This is a genomic window from Pelomonas sp. Root405 (assembly GCF_001425165.1).
Classification (GTDB): domain Bacteria; phylum Pseudomonadota; class Gammaproteobacteria; order Burkholderiales; family Burkholderiaceae_C; genus Pelomonas.
Genome location: NZ_LMDU01000001.1, coordinates 1,087,088 through 1,101,238 on the forward strand (window position 1 = coordinate 1,087,088; position 14,151 = coordinate 1,101,238).

The window sequence follows — 14,151 nt, forward strand, 5'->3', positions numbered from 1 at the left end:
TGTCGCGATGAAGATCCTCCTGACCCTGTTGGTCGCGGCCTGCGCCACAAGCGCCGCCGCGGCCCAGCCGCCCGCCCTCACGCTCGAACGCATCACCGCCGACCCGCCGCTCGCCGGCCGCCTGCCGCGCCAGGCCGAGATCTCGCCCGGCGGGCAGTGGGTCAGCTTCCTGCGCCCGTCCGCCGCCGACAGCGAGGTGCTGGAGCTGTGGGCACAGCCCAGCAGCGGTGGCGAGCCGCGCAAGCTCGTCGCCGCCGCCGACCTGCTCGGCAGCGCCGCCCAGCAACTCAGCGAGGCCGAGAAGATGGCGCTGGAGCGCCAGCGCATCACGCAGCGGGGCATCACCGGCTACCAGTGGTGCGGCAGCGATGACAGCGCGCTGCTCTTCCCGCTGTCCGGCGACCTCTACCTGGTGCGCCTCGGCACCAACGGGCCGCAAGCGCTGCGGCTGACGAACACGCCCGACGCCCCCAAGCGCGATCCGCGCTGCACGCCCGACGGCAAACGCCTGGCCTATGTGCAGGGCGGCAATCTCTTCGTGCTGCCGCTGAGCGAGGGCAGCCAGCCGCGCCAGTTGACGGCGGACGGCAGCGACACGCTCTCCTGGGGCCTGGCTGATTTCATCGCCGCCGAAGAGCTGGCGCGCCAGCGCGGCTACTGGTGGAGCAAGGACGGCCAATCGCTGCTGGCGTTGCGTGTCGACGAGTCGGCCGTGGCGGTCAAGACGCGGGCGCAGATCTTTGCCGACCGCACCGCGATGACGGCGCAGCGCTACCCGGCCGCGGGTGCTGCGAACGCCAAGGTCAGCGCCTTCGTCATCGACGCCGCCACCGGCCAGCAGCGCGCGCTGCCGCTGCCGGGCACGGCCGAGTACATCTCACGCGCCGGCTGGTTCGCCGACGGCACGCCCTGGCTGCAGTGGTTCACGCGTGACCAGACGCGGCTGACGCTGACCGAGTTCAAGCCAGGCGGCGCGCCGCGCGACATCACGGTGGAGACCGATGCCGCCTGGGTCGAGACGCATGACGACTTGGCCGAGACGCCGCGCGGCCTGCTGTGGTCCAGCGAGGCGTCGGGGCGCCGTCAGCTCGTGCTGATCGACCGCGCCAGTGGCAAGCGCAGCCCGCTGACGCAACAGGCCGAGCCAGTGGCGCAGCTGGTCTGCGTGGGCGAGCGCAGCGTCGTCTTCACCGCTGCGACCGACCGCGGCAAGGGCCAGGAGCTGTACGCCGTGCCATTGACTGGCGGGCAGGCGCAGGCGCTGCCCGGCGCGGCCGAACGCCACAAGCGCGAAGCCAAGGCGGATGTTGGTTGCAAGTCTCTGCTCATCACGCGCTCTGCCTGGGGCCAGCCGCCGCAGCTGGAACTGCGCACGCTGGGCCGCGACGGCGCCATCGCGCTGGCCGGCGACGCACCCGCCGCCGAACTGAAGGCCTACGCCAACACGCCGCGGGCGGTCGACCTGCTCGCCGCCGATGGCCGCACGCCGCTGAACGCCTTCTTCTTCGCGCCACGCCGCGAGGGCGCCAGGCATCCCGTCATCGTGCTGGCCTATGGCGGCCCGGGCGCGTCCACCGTCCACTGGGGCTGGGGCCGCGACATGCCGCTGATCGCCTACTGGCAGCAGCGCGGTTACGGCGTGCTGATGCTGGACACGCGCGGCATGGAGCACCGCGACCGCGAGTTCACGCGCGCTCACCACCGCGCCTTTGGCCAGGTCGAAGTGGCCGACCTGTTCGCCGCTGCGCGCCAGCTGCCTGCCCGCGTGCCAGGGGTCGACCCGGCGCGCATCGGCTTCTTCGGCTGGAGCTACGGCGGCTACCTCGGCGCGCGGGCGATGCTGGATGCCGACACGCCGTTCGCGGCCGCCGTCGCCGTCGCGCCGGTGACCGACTGGACGCTCTACGACACCGCTTACACGGAGCGTTATCTCGGCATGCCCGATGGTGGCAAAGCGCCCACCTATGCCAGCGCCAACCTGCCGCCGCGGGCATCGCTGCTGAGCAAGCCGCTGCTGCTGGTGCACGGCACCGCCGACGACAACGTGCTGTTCGAGCACACGCTGCGGCTGGTGGAAGCCCTGCAGAACGCCAGCAAGACCTTCGACCTGCAGATCTACCCCGGCAAGGCCCACGGCATCGCCGGCCGCGCGGCGCGGCTGCACCTTTATCGCACGATGGATGCCTTCTTCGAGCGGCACCTGAAGCCGGCGCCATGAGCCTGGTCTATTCCACCGACGTGGGGCGCGTCTGCCCCGGGTGCAGCCAGCCGGTCGCGCAGTGCACCTGCAAGGCCAAGACGCGCCCGGCCGGCGACGGCATCGTGCGCGTCAGCCGCGAGACGGCCGGCCGCAAGGGCAAGGGCGTCACCGTCATCAAGGGCCTGCCGCTGGACGATGCGGCGCTCACCGCCTGCGCCAAGCAGCTCAAGGCGCTGTGCGGCAGCGGCGGCACGGTCAAGGACGGCGTTGTCGAGATCCAGGGCGACCACCTCGACAAGGTGCTGGCCTGGCTGAAGGCGCGGCCCGAGGGCTGGACGGTCAAGCGCGCGGGCGGTTGAGGGATCAGGGCGCGTCGCGGGGTGCTGCGGGTGGTTCTTCTCGGGCCAGCTCGCGCAGCCTGCGGCGAAGCCGGCGCTCCTCGCGCTGCGACGCCTGCCAGTCTTCGCGCACGCCGCGCCACAGCGCCAGCACGAGCAGGCCGATCACCGCCGTGAAGGGCAGGGCAAAGACGATGGTCGCCGTCTGAACCGCCTTGAGCCCGCCGCTGAGCAGCAGGGCCGCCGCGACGCCCGCGACCAGCAGCCCCCACAGCAGCTTGACCCTTGCTGCCGGGTTCGGGTTGCCGCGCGTGCTCATCATGCCGAGCACGAGCACGGCGGAGTCCCCCGACGTCACGAAGAACACCAGCACCAGCAGCGTCGCGACCACGGCCAGCAGCGTGCCGCCGGGCAGCGCGTCGAAGAGCGCGAACATCGCCGTCGAGGGGTCGGCCCGCGCCGCGCTGGCCAGGTCGATGCCTTGCAGGATCTCGACATGCAGTGCGGCGCCGCCGAACACCGAGAACCACACGAAGGCGGCGGTCGTGGGCGCCAGCACGGTGCCGATGACGAACTCGCGGATCGTTCGCCCGCGGGAGACGCGGGCGATGAACAGGCCGACGAAGGGCGACCACGAGATCCACCAGGCCCAGTAGAAGATGGTCCAGCCGCCGACCCAGCCGCTGTCGCGGAAAGGTGTCGTGCGCAGGCTCATGCGCACCAGCTCGCTGAGGTAGCCGCCCAGCGTGTTGGTGAAGGTGTTGACGATGGCGATCGTCGGCCCGAGCAGCAGCACTGCCACCGCCAGCGCTGCGGCCAGCAGCAGGTTGGCGGACGAGAGCCACTTGATGCCGCGGTCCAGCCCGCTGATGGTGGACGTCAGGAAAAGGGCGGTCGTGGTGGCGATGATCGCCAGTTGCGCAGGTGTGCCGACCGCGATGCCGAACACCGAAGCCAGGCCGCTGTTGATCTGCAGCGCACCGATGCCCAGCGAGGCCGCCACGCCGAACGCCGTGGCGATGATGGCCAGCGTGTCGAACAGCGGCCCGAGCCGGCGCAGGGCCGGCCAGGGCAGCGATTCGGTCGCCGAGCTGACGAGCCCGCTGCGGCCGCGGCGGAACTGGAAGAACGCAATCGCCAGCGCGACGACGCTGTACACCGCCCAGGGGTGCAGGCCCCAGTGGAAGAAGCTGTAGCGCATCGCCGCGTTGGCGGCCTCGGGGGTGGCCGGCGCAATGCCCGGCGGCGGGTCGGCGTAGTGCGAGAGCGGCTCGGCAACGCCCCAGAACACCAGGCCGATGCCCATGCCGGCGGCGAACAGCATGGCGAACCATGCCGCCGACGAGAACTCCGGGTCCTCGTCCTCGGCGCCAAGTTTGAGGTTGCCGTAGCGGCTGAACGCCAGCAGCAGCGCAAAGACCACCAGCCCCAGCACCACCCACAAGTAGAGCCAGCCGACGTTGCGTGTGATGAAGGCCAGCGCGACGTCGAAGACGGCAGCCAGCGACTGCGGCATCAGCAGGCCCCACAGCACGACGGCGCCGATGACGCCGGCCGACAAGATCAGCTGCATGGCGACGGCTTCGGGCGCAGGCGGCCAGGCCATGTGGCCTTGGCGACGGCGGTCTGATCTGCGGGCATGGGGCTCCCCGGGGTGGACAGATCAGCGGGGCAAGCGCCGTTCCAGCGCTTGAAGACCGGTGCGCTAGGTCGCGGGCGCGCCTCAGTGCGCCTGTTGCCGGGCCCGCTGGCGTGCCATGTAGCTGGCCTCCGCCTGGTCGCGCTCGCGCTGCTTGCGGGCCTCGCGAGTTTCCCAGTCGCCGCAGCTGAAGTAGGAGCCGCTGAACAGCCAGCCGACGACGCTGGAGCCGTCGACGGCGCGGCCCTGGCCGCCAGTACAGACCATGGCGGCCTTGGAGTTGCTTTCCGCCATCAGCGCCGACTGCACCAGCATGGAGCGCGACATCAGCACCGACGCCGGCATGCCCACGGCCAGCAGCAGGCCGCCGATGACGACGCCCTTGGCCCAGCGCGGCACGGCCTGCGCCACCGGTGCCGGCGTGGCTGGGGCCTGCGTCTGAGGCCGGGTGAAGGGGACGGTGGCCGTGAAGCTGGTGGCCTCGTTGCCGGTGCGGGTTCGCGTGTCGCCGCCGCGGCCACCTGCACCGCTCAGTAGTCGCGGCTGGGCGGGCGTGGATGCGGGCGTGGCGGTGGGCATGGCGGAAGGTCTGCGCGTCGCGAGCGATGCTAGGGAGGCGGCCTTGGCGTGATCGTGACCAATTGCAAGCGCGGACGTCCGCGGGCTGCGCAGCCGTGCAGAAATCACGCTATGCAGCCAGCCGCGACAATCCCGCGATGACCGATACCGCTTTTTCTTCCCTGCCGCTGAGCCCCGCCATGCTGGCCAACCTCAACCAGCTCGGCTACGCGCAGATGACGCCCATCCAGGCCGCCAGCCTGCCGCTGGCCCTCGCCGGCAAGGATGTCATCGGCGAGGCGCAGACCGGCTCCGGCAAGACCGCCGCCTTCGCCGTCGCGCTGCTGCATCGGCTGGATGCCGCTCAATCGCGCGTGCAGGCCCTGGTGCTGTGCCCCACCCGCGAACTGGCCGACCAGGTCACGCAGGAGATCCGCCGCCTGGCCCGCGCGGCCGACAACATCAAGGTGCTGGCCCTGTGCGGCGGCAGCCCGATGAAGCCGCAGATCGAGAGCCTGTCCTTCGGCGCGCACATCGTCGTCGGCACGCCGGGCCGCCTCATCGACCATCTGGAGCGCGACACGCTGGACCTGAGCGGGCTGAACACGCTGGTGCTGGACGAGGCGGACCGCATGCTGGACATGGGCTTCCTCGACGACATCAAGGCGATTGCGAAGCGCGCGCCGGCCAAGCGGCAGACGCTGCTGTTCTCGGCCACCTTCCCCGACGGCGTGACCGAGATCGCCGCCAAGTTCATGCGCGAGCCGCAGACGGTCAAGGTGGCCGGCTCGACGAGCGCGGCAGCGTCCACCATCCGGCAGATCGCCTTCGAGGTCACCGAGGACCAGCGGCTGGACGCCGTGCCGCGCCTGCTGCGCGCCTTCCGGCCCGAGTCGGCCATCGCCTTCTGCAATACCAAGCAGCAGTGCCGCGACCTGGAAGCGGTGCTGGCCGGCCAGGGCTTCATCGCGCTGGCCCTGCACGGCGACCTGGAGCAGCGCGACCGCGACCAGGTGCTGATCCAGTTCGCCAACCGCAGCGCCACCGTGCTGGTGGCCACCGACGTGGCGGCGCGCGGCCTGGACATCGCCAACCTGGCCTGCGTCATCAATGTCGACATCAGCGCCGACGTCGAACAGCATGTGCACCGCATCGGCCGCACCGGCCGCGCCGGCGCCGAGGGGCTGGCGCTGAGCCTGGCCAGCCTGGACGAGATGGGCCGCATCGGCCGCATCGAGCTGCTGCAGGGCGAAGAATTCAAGTGGCAGCCGCTGGCCGACCTGACCGACGCACCCGGCGGCCCGCTGCTGCCGGCCATGGACACGCTGCAGATCCTCGGCGGCCGCAAGGAGAAGATCCGCCCCGGCGACATCCTCGGTGCGCTGACCGGCGAGGCCGGCTTTGCCGGCACGCAGATCGGCAAGATCAATGTCACGGACTTCCACAGTTATGTTGCGGTGCAGCGCGGCATCGCCGCCGAGGCCGTGCGCCGTCTTTCGGCGGGCAAGCTGAAGGGTCGCAAGGTCAAGGTGAGAAGGCTGGCGGACCTGGCGGACTGACCGCTCGCTAACGCCGCAACCTAGGGAGAGTCCAGCATTCCCGAGGCTGCGCGGCAGGGCTACATTGGGCTCTCGCCCGGCTCTTGTCCATATGCACAGACGCTGCCTGCTCAAAGGGATGCCTGCCTTGCTGGCCGCCATGGCCGGGCCGGCCCGCGCGCAGGAGCTGGCACTGACGCTGCGCGCACCGGACAGCGAGACCGACCTGCGCAACGTGTATATCCGCGACGCGGTGCAGCTCGCGCTCGACAAGACCCGCGCCAGCGACGGCCCCTACCGGCTGCAGCTGTCAGCGCCCATGAACAAGCGCCGCGCATTGCTGGAGGCCGCGCAACAGGCGTCGCCCAACTTCCTGGTCGTCACCGGCCCCGAGGCCGGCCGCGCCGCCGGCCTGGTGCCGGTGCTGTTCCCCATCCACCTCGGCGTCAACCGCTACCGCGTCTGCTTCGTGCATGCGCCGCAGCGCGACCTGGTGCGCGAGGCCGGCACCCTGAGCGCGGTGGCCAGGCTCCGCCATGTGCAGGGCCGCGGCTGGGCCGACGCCGACATCCTGCGCGCCAATGGCTTCACGGTGGCGGAGGCCAACGGCTACGAGGCGCTGTTCCAGATGGTGGCCCTGGGCCGCGCCGATCTGTTTTGCCGCAGCGTGCTGGAAGTGGGCCAGGAGGTGCAGGCCCATCTGGGCCTCAAGGGACTGGCGCTGGATGACAGCCTGCTGCTGGCCTACGACCTGCCGCAGTACATCTACACCCACCCGGGCAACCATGTCGCCATCGACCGCATCTCGCGTGGCCTCCGCCTGGCCCATGCCGATGGCTCGCTGCAGGCGCTGCTGCGCATGCACCTGCAGCCCTCACTGGCGCTGCTCAATCTGTCGCAGCGCCGGCTGATGACGCTCAACGTGCCCAATCCCGCCGTCGTCGAGATGAACGACAGGCCCTTCCAGATGGATGTGCTGCGCTCGCCATTCCGCTAGCCGTGACATCTTGGCGCATGGCCAGTCAACCGAGGGGGCGGCCGCCACGGTTGCGACCTTTTCACGCGCAATGGGGCAGGGCGGCGCCTAGTCTGCAATCAAGACGAGGTGCCCCATGAACTCACGCCCCATGCCCTTGACGAGCGACAACTACGAGTTGCGCTTCGAGTCCCTGTTCCAGGCCGGCCGCGGCTTGGCCTTCCCGTGCGACGCGCATGGCGGCGTGCGGCTGGACTCGCTGAGCGACCGGGCGCGGCAGAACTACCTGTTCGCCCGCGCCGTCGTCGGCCGCGAGTACGCCACGCCCATCGTCCTGCGTTGCGGTGGCGCGCAGGACAACTGAAAGCGCTGTGCGCTTGGCCGGCCTACTTCGAGAAGCCGTCCTTCAGCCCGGTGATCTTGTTGAACACCGGCTTGTCGGCGCGGTGGTCGACGCGGTCCGTGACGAAGTAACCATGCCGCTCGAACTGCCAGCGCTGGTCGGCCGCGGCGCCCGCCAGTGAGGGCTCGACGAAGCCCTGCACGATGCGCAGCGAGTTGGGGTTGAGGAACTCGATGAAGTCGCGGCCGCCGGCATCGGGCTGGGGCTCGGCAAACAGTCGCTCGTACAGGCGCACCTCGGCGGCGACGGCCTCATGGGCACCGACCCAGCCGATGGTGCCCTTGACCTTGACGGCGTCGGCGCCCGGCGTGCCGCTCTTGGTGTCCGGGATGACGGTAGCCAGCGCGGCGGTGATGTTGCCGCTGGCATCCTTCTCGGCGCCGGTGCATTCGATGATGTAGCCGGCCTTCAGCCGCACCTTGTTGCCGGGGAAGAGTCGGAAGTAGCCCTTGGGCGGCACCTCGACAAAGTCCTCGGCTTCGATCCACAGCTCGGGGCCGAGCGAGAACTTGCGTTGGCCGAGTTCAGGCTTGTGCGGGTGGGCGGCGGTCTCGCAGGGTTCGCGATGGTCGGCGCTGCCGAACACCTCGGCGTAGTTGGTCAGCTTCAACTTAAGCGGCTGCAGCACGGCGAACGCGCGCGGCGCCTGCGGCTCCAGGTCGGCGCGCAGGGCCTGGTCGAGCACGGTGTCGTCGATCCAGGCGTTCTGCTTGCTCGCACCCGTGGCTTCCACCATGGCGCGCACGCTGGCCGGCGTGAAGCCCCGGCGGCGCAGGCCCACCAGCGTGGGCATGCGTGGGTCGTCCCAGCCGCTGACATGACCCTCTTCCACCAGTTGGCGCAGCTTGCGCTTGCTGGTGACGACGTAGTTCAGGTTGAGGCGACCGAACTCGATCTGTTGCGGCAGCGGCCGGGCGAGCAGGCCGAGGTCGGCGAGCTGGTTCAACAGCCAGTCGTAGAAGGGGCGCTGGTCCTCGAACTCCAGCGTGCAGATGCTGTGCGTGATGCGCTCCAGCGCGTCCTCGATGGGGTGGGCATAGGTGTACATCGGATAGATGCACCACTTGTTGCCGGTGGCATGGTGTTCCGCATGCTTGATGCGGTAGAGCGTCGGGTCGCGCAGGTTGATGTTGGGCGACGCCATGTCGATCTTGGCGCGCAGCACCATGGCGCCGTCAGCATGCTGGCCGTCGCGCATCTCGCGGAAGCGGGCCAGGTTCTCCGCGGGCGTGCGGCTGCGGAAGGGGCTGTCGACGCCCGGCCGGCCGAAGTCGCCGCGGTTGGCGCGCATGTCCTCGGCGCTCTGCTCGTCCACATAGGCGTGGCCGGCGTTGATGAGCGCCTCGGCGGCGGCGTACATGAAGTCGAAGTAGCTGCTGGCCTCAAACAGGTTGTCGCCCCAGCTCCAGCCCAGCCACTGCACCATCTCCTTGATCGCGTTGACGTACTCCAGCTCCTCCTTCTCGGGGTTGGTGTCGTCGAAGCGCAGGTGGCAGGCGCCGCCGAAGTCGCGCGCGAGGCCGAAGTTCAGGCAGATGCTCTTGGCATGGCCGATGTGCAGGTAGCCGTTGGGCTCGGGCGGGAAGCGGGTGCGGATGCGCGCCTCGTCCAGCGGGCCGGCCGCGTGGTGGGCGGCGTCGCCGGGCGTGCCAGCGAAATGACGACCCGCGAAGGCGCCGGTTTCGAGATCGTTCTCGATGCGTTGGCGCAGGAAGTTCGTCGCGGGGGCGGCGGGGGAGGCGGGCTGGGTCATGGGGGGCTTTAAAACAGAACCGGGCCAAGTGATGAGCCTGGCCCGGCAGATGGCGGCGATTCTACGGAGCCGGCGGCCGCGCCCGCAGCGGCAGCCGCACATGGGCCAGACCGATGCTGATCCAGACGGCGACGCTGAAGTAGAGCGTCATCCAGACGACCTCGCTGCGCCAGTGTGCCCAGTCGTGCGACACATGCCAGCGGCTGGCCGCGTCCGCCACCCCGGCGGCCACGGTGGTGTAGCTGCGGCCGGCAGCCTCGTCGGCCACCCAGCGGGCCCAGTACATCGGCACGTCGATGAAGAACATGTAGGCCGCATACAGCACGCCCGCTGTCAGCCCCACGGCCAGCCAGCGCCGCCCGCGCGCCGTGGCCTGCGGCCAGAGGCCGCCCATGGCCACGACGGTCAGCACCGCGGCCGTACCCCAGAGCACTTCCTCCACGACGTGCCCGATGTTGCGTGTGGTCAGCACGGCATACCAGGAATTGATCTCGGCGATGGCGATCAGCGGCACCACCGCATAGGCCACCCACAGGCTGAAGCGCTGCCCCGTGGCCAGCGCCGCGCCGCGCAGCAGGAGCGCCCATTGCGCGGCGAAGCTCAGCTCGGCAATCGTGGCCACCGTGCGGCCAACGAGCACGCTGGACGCCCATGAGTCGACCATGACGACACGGGGCACGTCGAACACGGGCAAGAAGCTGCGGTAGCCGCAGCCCAGCACATACAGGGCGGACAGCAGCAGTTGCAAACGCTGGTGTGGCCAGGTCGTGCCATCGGGCCGGTTGCGGTGCAGCCAGGCGGTCGAGGCCGTCCAGATGATCAGGTTGAGGCCGGCGATGGCGCACAGCAGCTGCCACCATGGGGTTGCGTCCACCATCTTGTTCTCCTCAGGTCGGTTTGCGCGGCCGCCCCGTCTTGACCGGCTCCAGCCGGTCCAGCGCAGCCGCCAGGGCCTTGGCGTCCAGCAAGGCGAGTGCCTGCAGCCCCGCGCGCAGCAGCTCGCTTTTCTTGGCCTCGCGCTTCACGCCGTGCAAGCGTTGCTTGAGTTCGGCGAGCAGGGCGTAGTCGGCCTCGGGCATGGTGAAGCCGTCGCGCACGAGCTTGGCGCGTACTTCTGTGGCGGGTTTGCGTGCGTGGGGCATAACGATGAAAACCGTTTATACGGTTTTCATCGGGCGGCTTCTAGCGCGCCGCTACAGGGCTTTGAAACGATTTGCGTGCACGCGGCTCACCGTCAGCTTCTCGGGCCGGCGGCGCAGCTCCAGCAGCACGGTGCCGTTCTCCTGGCGCAGCGCGCGGGCGACGGCGTCGATCTGCACGACGGTGGAGCGGTGCACCTGCCAGAAGCGCTCGGTGTCCAGCTGCGGCAGCAATTCGCGCAGCGACACCCGCACCCAGTAGTCGCGCTCGGCCGTCACGGCGCGCACGTATTTGTCGGCGGCCTCCAGGTAGACGATGTCGTCCATCGGCACCAGCTCGATGGCATCGCCGACGGCGGCCTGCAGATGACGCAGCCGCGGCACGGGCGTCACTGCCTGGGCAAGCAGCTGGCGCAGCGAGGCCAGCGTCGCGTCGCCCGCTTCGGCGGTCTTCGGCTGGGCCAGGCGCGCCCGCAGCCGCGCGACGGTCTGCGCCAGGCGCTCGGGCGTGACGGGCTTGAGCAGGTAGTCGGCCGCCGCGGTATCGAAGGCCTGCATCGCGTACTGGTCATAGGCCGTCACGAAGACGAACAGCGGCAGCTCGCCGGCATCGTCGGGCCAGTCCTCGCTGATAGCTTGGGCGGCTTCCAGCCCGGTCATGCCGGGCATGCGGATATCGAGGAAGCAGACCTGGGGCCGGTGCTGCAGGGCCAGCTCGACGGCGGCCGTGCCGCTGCCAGCCTGGGCGGTGACCTGCAATGCGGGCCAGGCAGTGGCCAGCTCGGCGCGCAGGTTCTCGGCCAGCAGGGGCTCGTCTTCGGCGATGAGGGCGGTCGGATTCATAGCTGAATCTCAATGCGGGCGACGCTGCCGCCGCCGGGTTGGGGTTTGAGCTCGAAGCGCGCCGCCGCGCCATAGCGGTGGGCCAGGCGTTCGCGCACCTGCGCGAGACCGAATCCCGTGCCCACGCCGGCCAGCTCGCCGGGCGTGGCCAGGCCCGCGCCGCTGTCGGCCACTTCGAGCACCAGCCGCCCGTCATCCCGGCCGGCGCTGACGCGCAGTTCGCCACCGTCCACGTGCGGCTCCAGTCCATGCTTGACGGCGTTCTCGACCAACGGTTGCAGCAGCAGCGGCGGGATGGCGATGCCGCCCAGTTCGGCCGGCAGGTCCAGCTTGACGCGCAGGCGCTCCCCCATGCGCAGCTGCATCAGCGCAAGGTAGTCGGACAGGCGCTCGAATTCGTCTGCCAGCGGATGCTCGGTGGCGCGGCTGGCCTGCAGCGTGGCGCGCAGATAGGCGATGAGCTGGTCCAGCATGCGCTGGGCCTCGTCGGGCCGCAGCTTGATCAGCACGCGCAGATGGGCCAACGTGTTGAACAGCATGTGCGGTTCGAGCTGGCTCTGCAGCAGCGTGAGCCGGGCTTCGGCCGCCTGCCGCTCGGCTTCGACGCGCTCGATGCGGGCCGAGTTGAGCTTGAACAGGGAGAAGAAGAACCACGTGGCGACCACCGATACCAGCAGCGTGAAGCTCATCGACAGCGCGACGCGCCGGTCGGTGACATGCCAGGGCTGCAGCGAGCGGCCGCCGCTGAGGAGGTCGCCGAGCCAAAGCCCGCCGCTGTAGCCGGCCAGCGAGCCGAGCAGGATGCAGGGCAGCATCCAGCCCCAGCCTACCCAGCCATGGCGCAGCGCCGCCGAGTCTGCCTGGCGTCTCCGCAGCAGCGCTGCCAGCCCGTAGGTCAACAGCGAGATATAGGCCGAGATCTGCACGCCGACGGTGAACGAATACAGCATGCCGTGCCAGAACTTCCCGCCGCGCATCATGTAGTTCAGCAGGCCGACCACCAGGCAGATGGCGACGGTGCCGCCCACATAGGTCGGCCAGTCGCGGCGGGATTGGGCAGAGGTCATGAGCTCAGCATCGTGCCGCCCCTGCCTTGGCGCCAGCCGGGTGCGACGAGCGGGCCGGGCAGGGTGCAGGAGGCATGGCGTCAGCGCCGGCGGCTGCCGCCACCCAGGATGCTGCCGAGCACGCCACGGATGATCTCGCGGCCGACGGCCGAGCCAATGCTGCGCACGGCCGACTGCGCGGCCTTCTCGGCCAGCCCAGGATGGCGCCCACCGCGAGGGCCGGTGGTGCCGAACAGCACGTCCTTGAGGCCGCCGAGCATGCCGCCGCCGTCCTGCGCCGGCGCAGGTGCAGCCGGGCCGCCCTTGAACACGGCGCCGCCTTCGGCCGCCATGCCACCACCGGCGGGCGCGGCGTGCTGGGCGGCCAGCCGCTCGTAGGCCGATTCGCGATCCAGCAGCTTCTCGTAGACGCCGGCCACCAGCGAATTGGCCAGCAGCGCCTGGCGCTGCGCCGGCGTGATCGGCCCGATCTGGCTACCCGGCGGCAGCACGAAGACGCGCTCGGTGATGCTGGGCCGGCCCTTCTCGTCGAGCAGGCTGACGAGCGCCTCGCCAACGGCGAGTTCGGTGATGGCCGTGGCAATGTCCAGCCCGGGCTTGGCGCGCATGGTGTCGGCCGCGCTCTTGACGGCTTTCTGGTCGCGCGGCGTGAAGGCGCGCAGCGCATGCTGCACGCGGTTGCCGAGCTGGCCCAGCACGGCGTCGGGGATGTCGAGCGGGTTCTGCGTCACGAAATAGACGCCCACGCCCTTGGAGCGCACCAGGCGCACGACCAGCTCAATGCGCTCGACCAGGGCGTCGGGTGCATCCTTGAACAGCAGGTGGGCCTCGTCGAAGAAGAACACGAGCTTGGGCTTTTCCAGGTCGCCCACCTCCGGCAGGGTCTCGAACAGCTCGCTCAGCATCCATAGCAGGAAGGTCGCGTACAGGCGCGGCGCGTTCATCAGCTTGTCGGCGGCCAGCACGTTGATGACGCCCAACCCGCCGTCGGTCTGCATGAAGTCGGCGATGTTGAGCATGGGCTCGCCGAAGAACTTGTCGCCGCCCTGGGCCTCGATCTGCAGCAGGCCACGCTGGATCGCGCCCACGCTGGCGGCCGACACATTGCCGTACTGCGTCGTGAACTGGCTCGCGTTGTCGCCCACATGCTGGAGCATCGCCCGCAGATCCTTCAGGTCCAGCAGCAAGAGCCCGTTGTCATCGGCGATCTTGAAGACCATCTGCAGCACGCCAGCCTGGGTCTCGTTGAGCGCCAGCATGCGGGCCAGCAGCAGCGGGCCCATGTCGGACACGGTGGCGCGCACCGGGTGGCCCTGCTCGCCGAAGACATCCCACAGCGTCGTCGGGCAGGCCAGCTTCTCGGGCGGGTCAATGCCCCGGTCCTTCAGCACGGCAAGCAGCTTCTCGCTGGGGTTGCCGGGCTGGCTGATGCCGGTGAGATCGCCCTTCACGTCGGCCATGAAGACGGGCACGCCGAGCTTGGAAAAGCTCTCGGCGAGCTTCTGCAGGCTGATGGTCTTGCCGGTGCCGGTGGCGCCGGTGATCAGGCCGTGGCGATTGGCCAGCGCGGGCAGCAGCAGGCACTCGATGTCGCCATGGCGGGCCAGCAGGATCGGGTCAGTCATGGTGCGTCCTCTAAAATCGCAAGCTTGCCAACGATAAATCAGGCGGCCTTCGATGCCGCCTCCAGGAGCCAA

The 14,151-nt window shown here is 69.9% G+C and carries 13 protein-coding genes; 5 read left to right on the forward strand and 8 right to left on the reverse strand.

Annotated features, from left to right (window positions below; all coding sequences use genetic code 11):
* Positions 1 to 7 precede the first annotated feature (7 nt).
* Both ASC81_RS04875 and ASC81_RS04880 read left to right on the forward strand, forming a co-directional pair.
* A complete protein-coding gene (locus ASC81_RS04875) occupies positions 8 to 2,218 on the forward strand; it encodes an alpha/beta fold hydrolase (protein WP_056263350.1) in 2,211 nt (736 codons plus the stop codon).
* On the forward strand, positions 2,215 to 2,559 hold the full coding sequence (locus tag ASC81_RS04880; protein WP_056263351.1) for a translation initiation factor Sui1: 345 nt from the start codon (positions 2,215 to 2,217) through the stop codon (positions 2,557 to 2,559). Before ASC81_RS04875 ends, ASC81_RS04880 begins: the two co-directional genes overlap by 4 nt.
* 4 nt (positions 2,560 to 2,563) lie before the next feature.
* On the opposite strand, the gene ASC81_RS04885 is transcribed toward ASC81_RS04880, so the two are convergent.
* Positions 2,564 to 4,111 (reverse strand): BCCT family transporter, encoded by a 1,548-nt coding sequence (locus tag ASC81_RS04885; protein ID WP_082536325.1) that lies wholly within the window; start codon positions 4,109 to 4,111, stop codon positions 2,564 to 2,566.
* A 150-nt stretch (positions 4,112 to 4,261) separates the two neighbouring features.
* Positions 4,262 to 4,756 carry a hypothetical protein gene (locus tag ASC81_RS04890; protein WP_056263355.1) on the reverse strand — a complete coding sequence of 165 codons (495 nt, stop codon included), beginning with the start codon at positions 4,754 to 4,756 and terminating at the stop codon, positions 4,262 to 4,264.
* A 137-nt stretch (positions 4,757 to 4,893) separates the two neighbouring features.
* On the opposite strand from ASC81_RS04890, the gene dbpA reads away from it, so the two are divergent.
* The 3 genes from dbpA (at position 4,894) to ASC81_RS04905 (ending at position 7,613) form a co-directional block, all read left to right on the forward strand.
* On the forward strand, positions 4,894 to 6,294 hold the full coding sequence (gene dbpA / locus ASC81_RS04895) for an ATP-dependent RNA helicase DbpA (RefSeq protein ID WP_056264330.1): 1,401 nt from the start codon (positions 4,894 to 4,896) through the stop codon (positions 6,292 to 6,294).
* A 118-nt stretch (positions 6,295 to 6,412) separates the two neighbouring features.
* Positions 6,413 to 7,270: a hypothetical protein gene (locus ASC81_RS04900; protein ID WP_056263357.1), complete on the forward strand. Its 858-nt coding sequence runs from the start codon at positions 6,413 to 6,415 to the stop codon at positions 7,268 to 7,270.
* A gap of 115 nt (positions 7,271 to 7,385) precedes the next feature.
* Positions 7,386 to 7,613 (forward strand): hypothetical protein, encoded by a 228-nt coding sequence (locus ASC81_RS04905; RefSeq protein ID WP_056263359.1) that lies wholly within the window; start codon positions 7,386 to 7,388, stop codon positions 7,611 to 7,613.
* A gap of 22 nt (positions 7,614 to 7,635) precedes the next feature.
* On the opposite strand, the gene ASC81_RS04910 is transcribed toward ASC81_RS04905, so the two are convergent.
* The 6 genes from ASC81_RS04910 to ASC81_RS04935 form a co-directional block, all read right to left on the reverse strand.
* Positions 7,636 to 9,405: a glutamine--tRNA ligase/YqeY domain fusion protein gene (locus ASC81_RS04910; protein WP_056263361.1), complete on the reverse strand. Its 1,770-nt coding sequence runs from the start codon at positions 9,403 to 9,405 to the stop codon at positions 7,636 to 7,638.
* Between the two features lie 61 nt (positions 9,406 to 9,466).
* A complete protein-coding gene (locus tag ASC81_RS04915) occupies positions 9,467 to 10,282 on the reverse strand; it encodes a hypothetical protein (protein WP_056263363.1) in 816 nt (271 codons plus the stop codon).
* A gap of 10 nt (positions 10,283 to 10,292) precedes the next feature.
* Positions 10,293 to 10,547 (reverse strand): hypothetical protein, encoded by a 255-nt coding sequence (locus tag ASC81_RS04920; RefSeq protein ID WP_056263365.1) that lies wholly within the window; start codon positions 10,545 to 10,547, stop codon positions 10,293 to 10,295.
* Between the two features lie 51 nt (positions 10,548 to 10,598).
* Positions 10,599 to 11,387, reverse strand: a complete 789-nt coding sequence (locus tag ASC81_RS04925) for a LytTR family DNA-binding domain-containing protein (protein ID WP_056263367.1) — start codon at positions 11,385 to 11,387, stop codon at positions 10,599 to 10,601.
* Positions 11,384 to 12,454: a sensor histidine kinase gene (locus ASC81_RS04930; protein ID WP_056263369.1), complete on the reverse strand. Its 1,071-nt coding sequence runs from the start codon at positions 12,452 to 12,454 to the stop codon at positions 11,384 to 11,386. Before ASC81_RS04930 ends, ASC81_RS04925 begins: the two co-directional genes overlap by 4 nt.
* Before the next feature lie 80 nt (positions 12,455 to 12,534).
* Entirely contained in the window at positions 12,535 to 14,079 is a 1,545-nt protein-coding gene (locus tag ASC81_RS04935) for a helicase HerA-like domain-containing protein (RefSeq protein WP_056263371.1), read from the reverse strand.
* Between the last annotated feature and the right edge of the window lie 72 nt (positions 14,080 to 14,151).

Bases quoted from the DNA above. Each gene is read 5' to 3' on its own strand.
- ASC81_RS04925 (WP_056263367.1), bottom strand. From the start codon at position 11,387: ATGAATCCGACCGCCCTCATCGCCGAAGACGAGCCCCTGCTGGCCGAG.
- ASC81_RS04920 (WP_056263365.1), bottom strand. From the start codon at position 10,547: ATGCCCCACGCACGCAAACCCGCCACAGAAGTACGCGCCAAGCTCGTG.
- ASC81_RS04885 (WP_082536325.1), bottom strand. From the start codon at position 4,111: ATGCAGCTGATCTTGTCGGCCGGCGTCATCGGCGCCGTCGTGCTGTGG.
- ASC81_RS04905 (WP_056263359.1), top strand. From the start codon at position 7,386: ATGAACTCACGCCCCATGCCCTTGACGAGCGACAACTACGAGTTGCGC.
- dbpA (WP_056264330.1), top strand. From the start codon at position 4,894: ATGACCGATACCGCTTTTTCTTCCCTGCCGCTGAGCCCCGCCATGCTG.
- ASC81_RS04900 (WP_056263357.1), top strand. From the start codon at position 6,413: ATGCCTGCCTTGCTGGCCGCCATGGCCGGGCCGGCCCGCGCGCAGGAG.
- ASC81_RS04890 (WP_056263355.1), bottom strand. From the start codon at position 4,756: ATGCCCACCGCCACGCCCGCATCCACGCCCGCCCAGCCGCGACTACTG.
- ASC81_RS04875 (WP_056263350.1), top strand. From the start codon at position 8: ATGAAGATCCTCCTGACCCTGTTGGTCGCGGCCTGCGCCACAAGCGCC.
- ASC81_RS04880 (WP_056263351.1), top strand. From the start codon at position 2,215: ATGAGCCTGGTCTATTCCACCGACGTGGGGCGCGTCTGCCCCGGGTGC.
- ASC81_RS04935 (WP_056263371.1), bottom strand. From the start codon at position 14,079: ATGACTGACCCGATCCTGCTGGCCCGCCATGGCGACATCGAGTGCCTG.
- ASC81_RS04915 (WP_056263363.1), bottom strand. From the start codon at position 10,282: ATGGTGGACGCAACCCCATGGTGGCAGCTGCTGTGCGCCATCGCCGGC.
- ASC81_RS04930 (WP_056263369.1), bottom strand. From the start codon at position 12,454: ATGACCTCTGCCCAATCCCGCCGCGACTGGCCGACCTATGTGGGCGGC.
- ASC81_RS04910 (WP_056263361.1), bottom strand. From the start codon at position 9,405: ATGACCCAGCCCGCCTCCCCCGCCGCCCCCGCGACGAACTTCCTGCGC.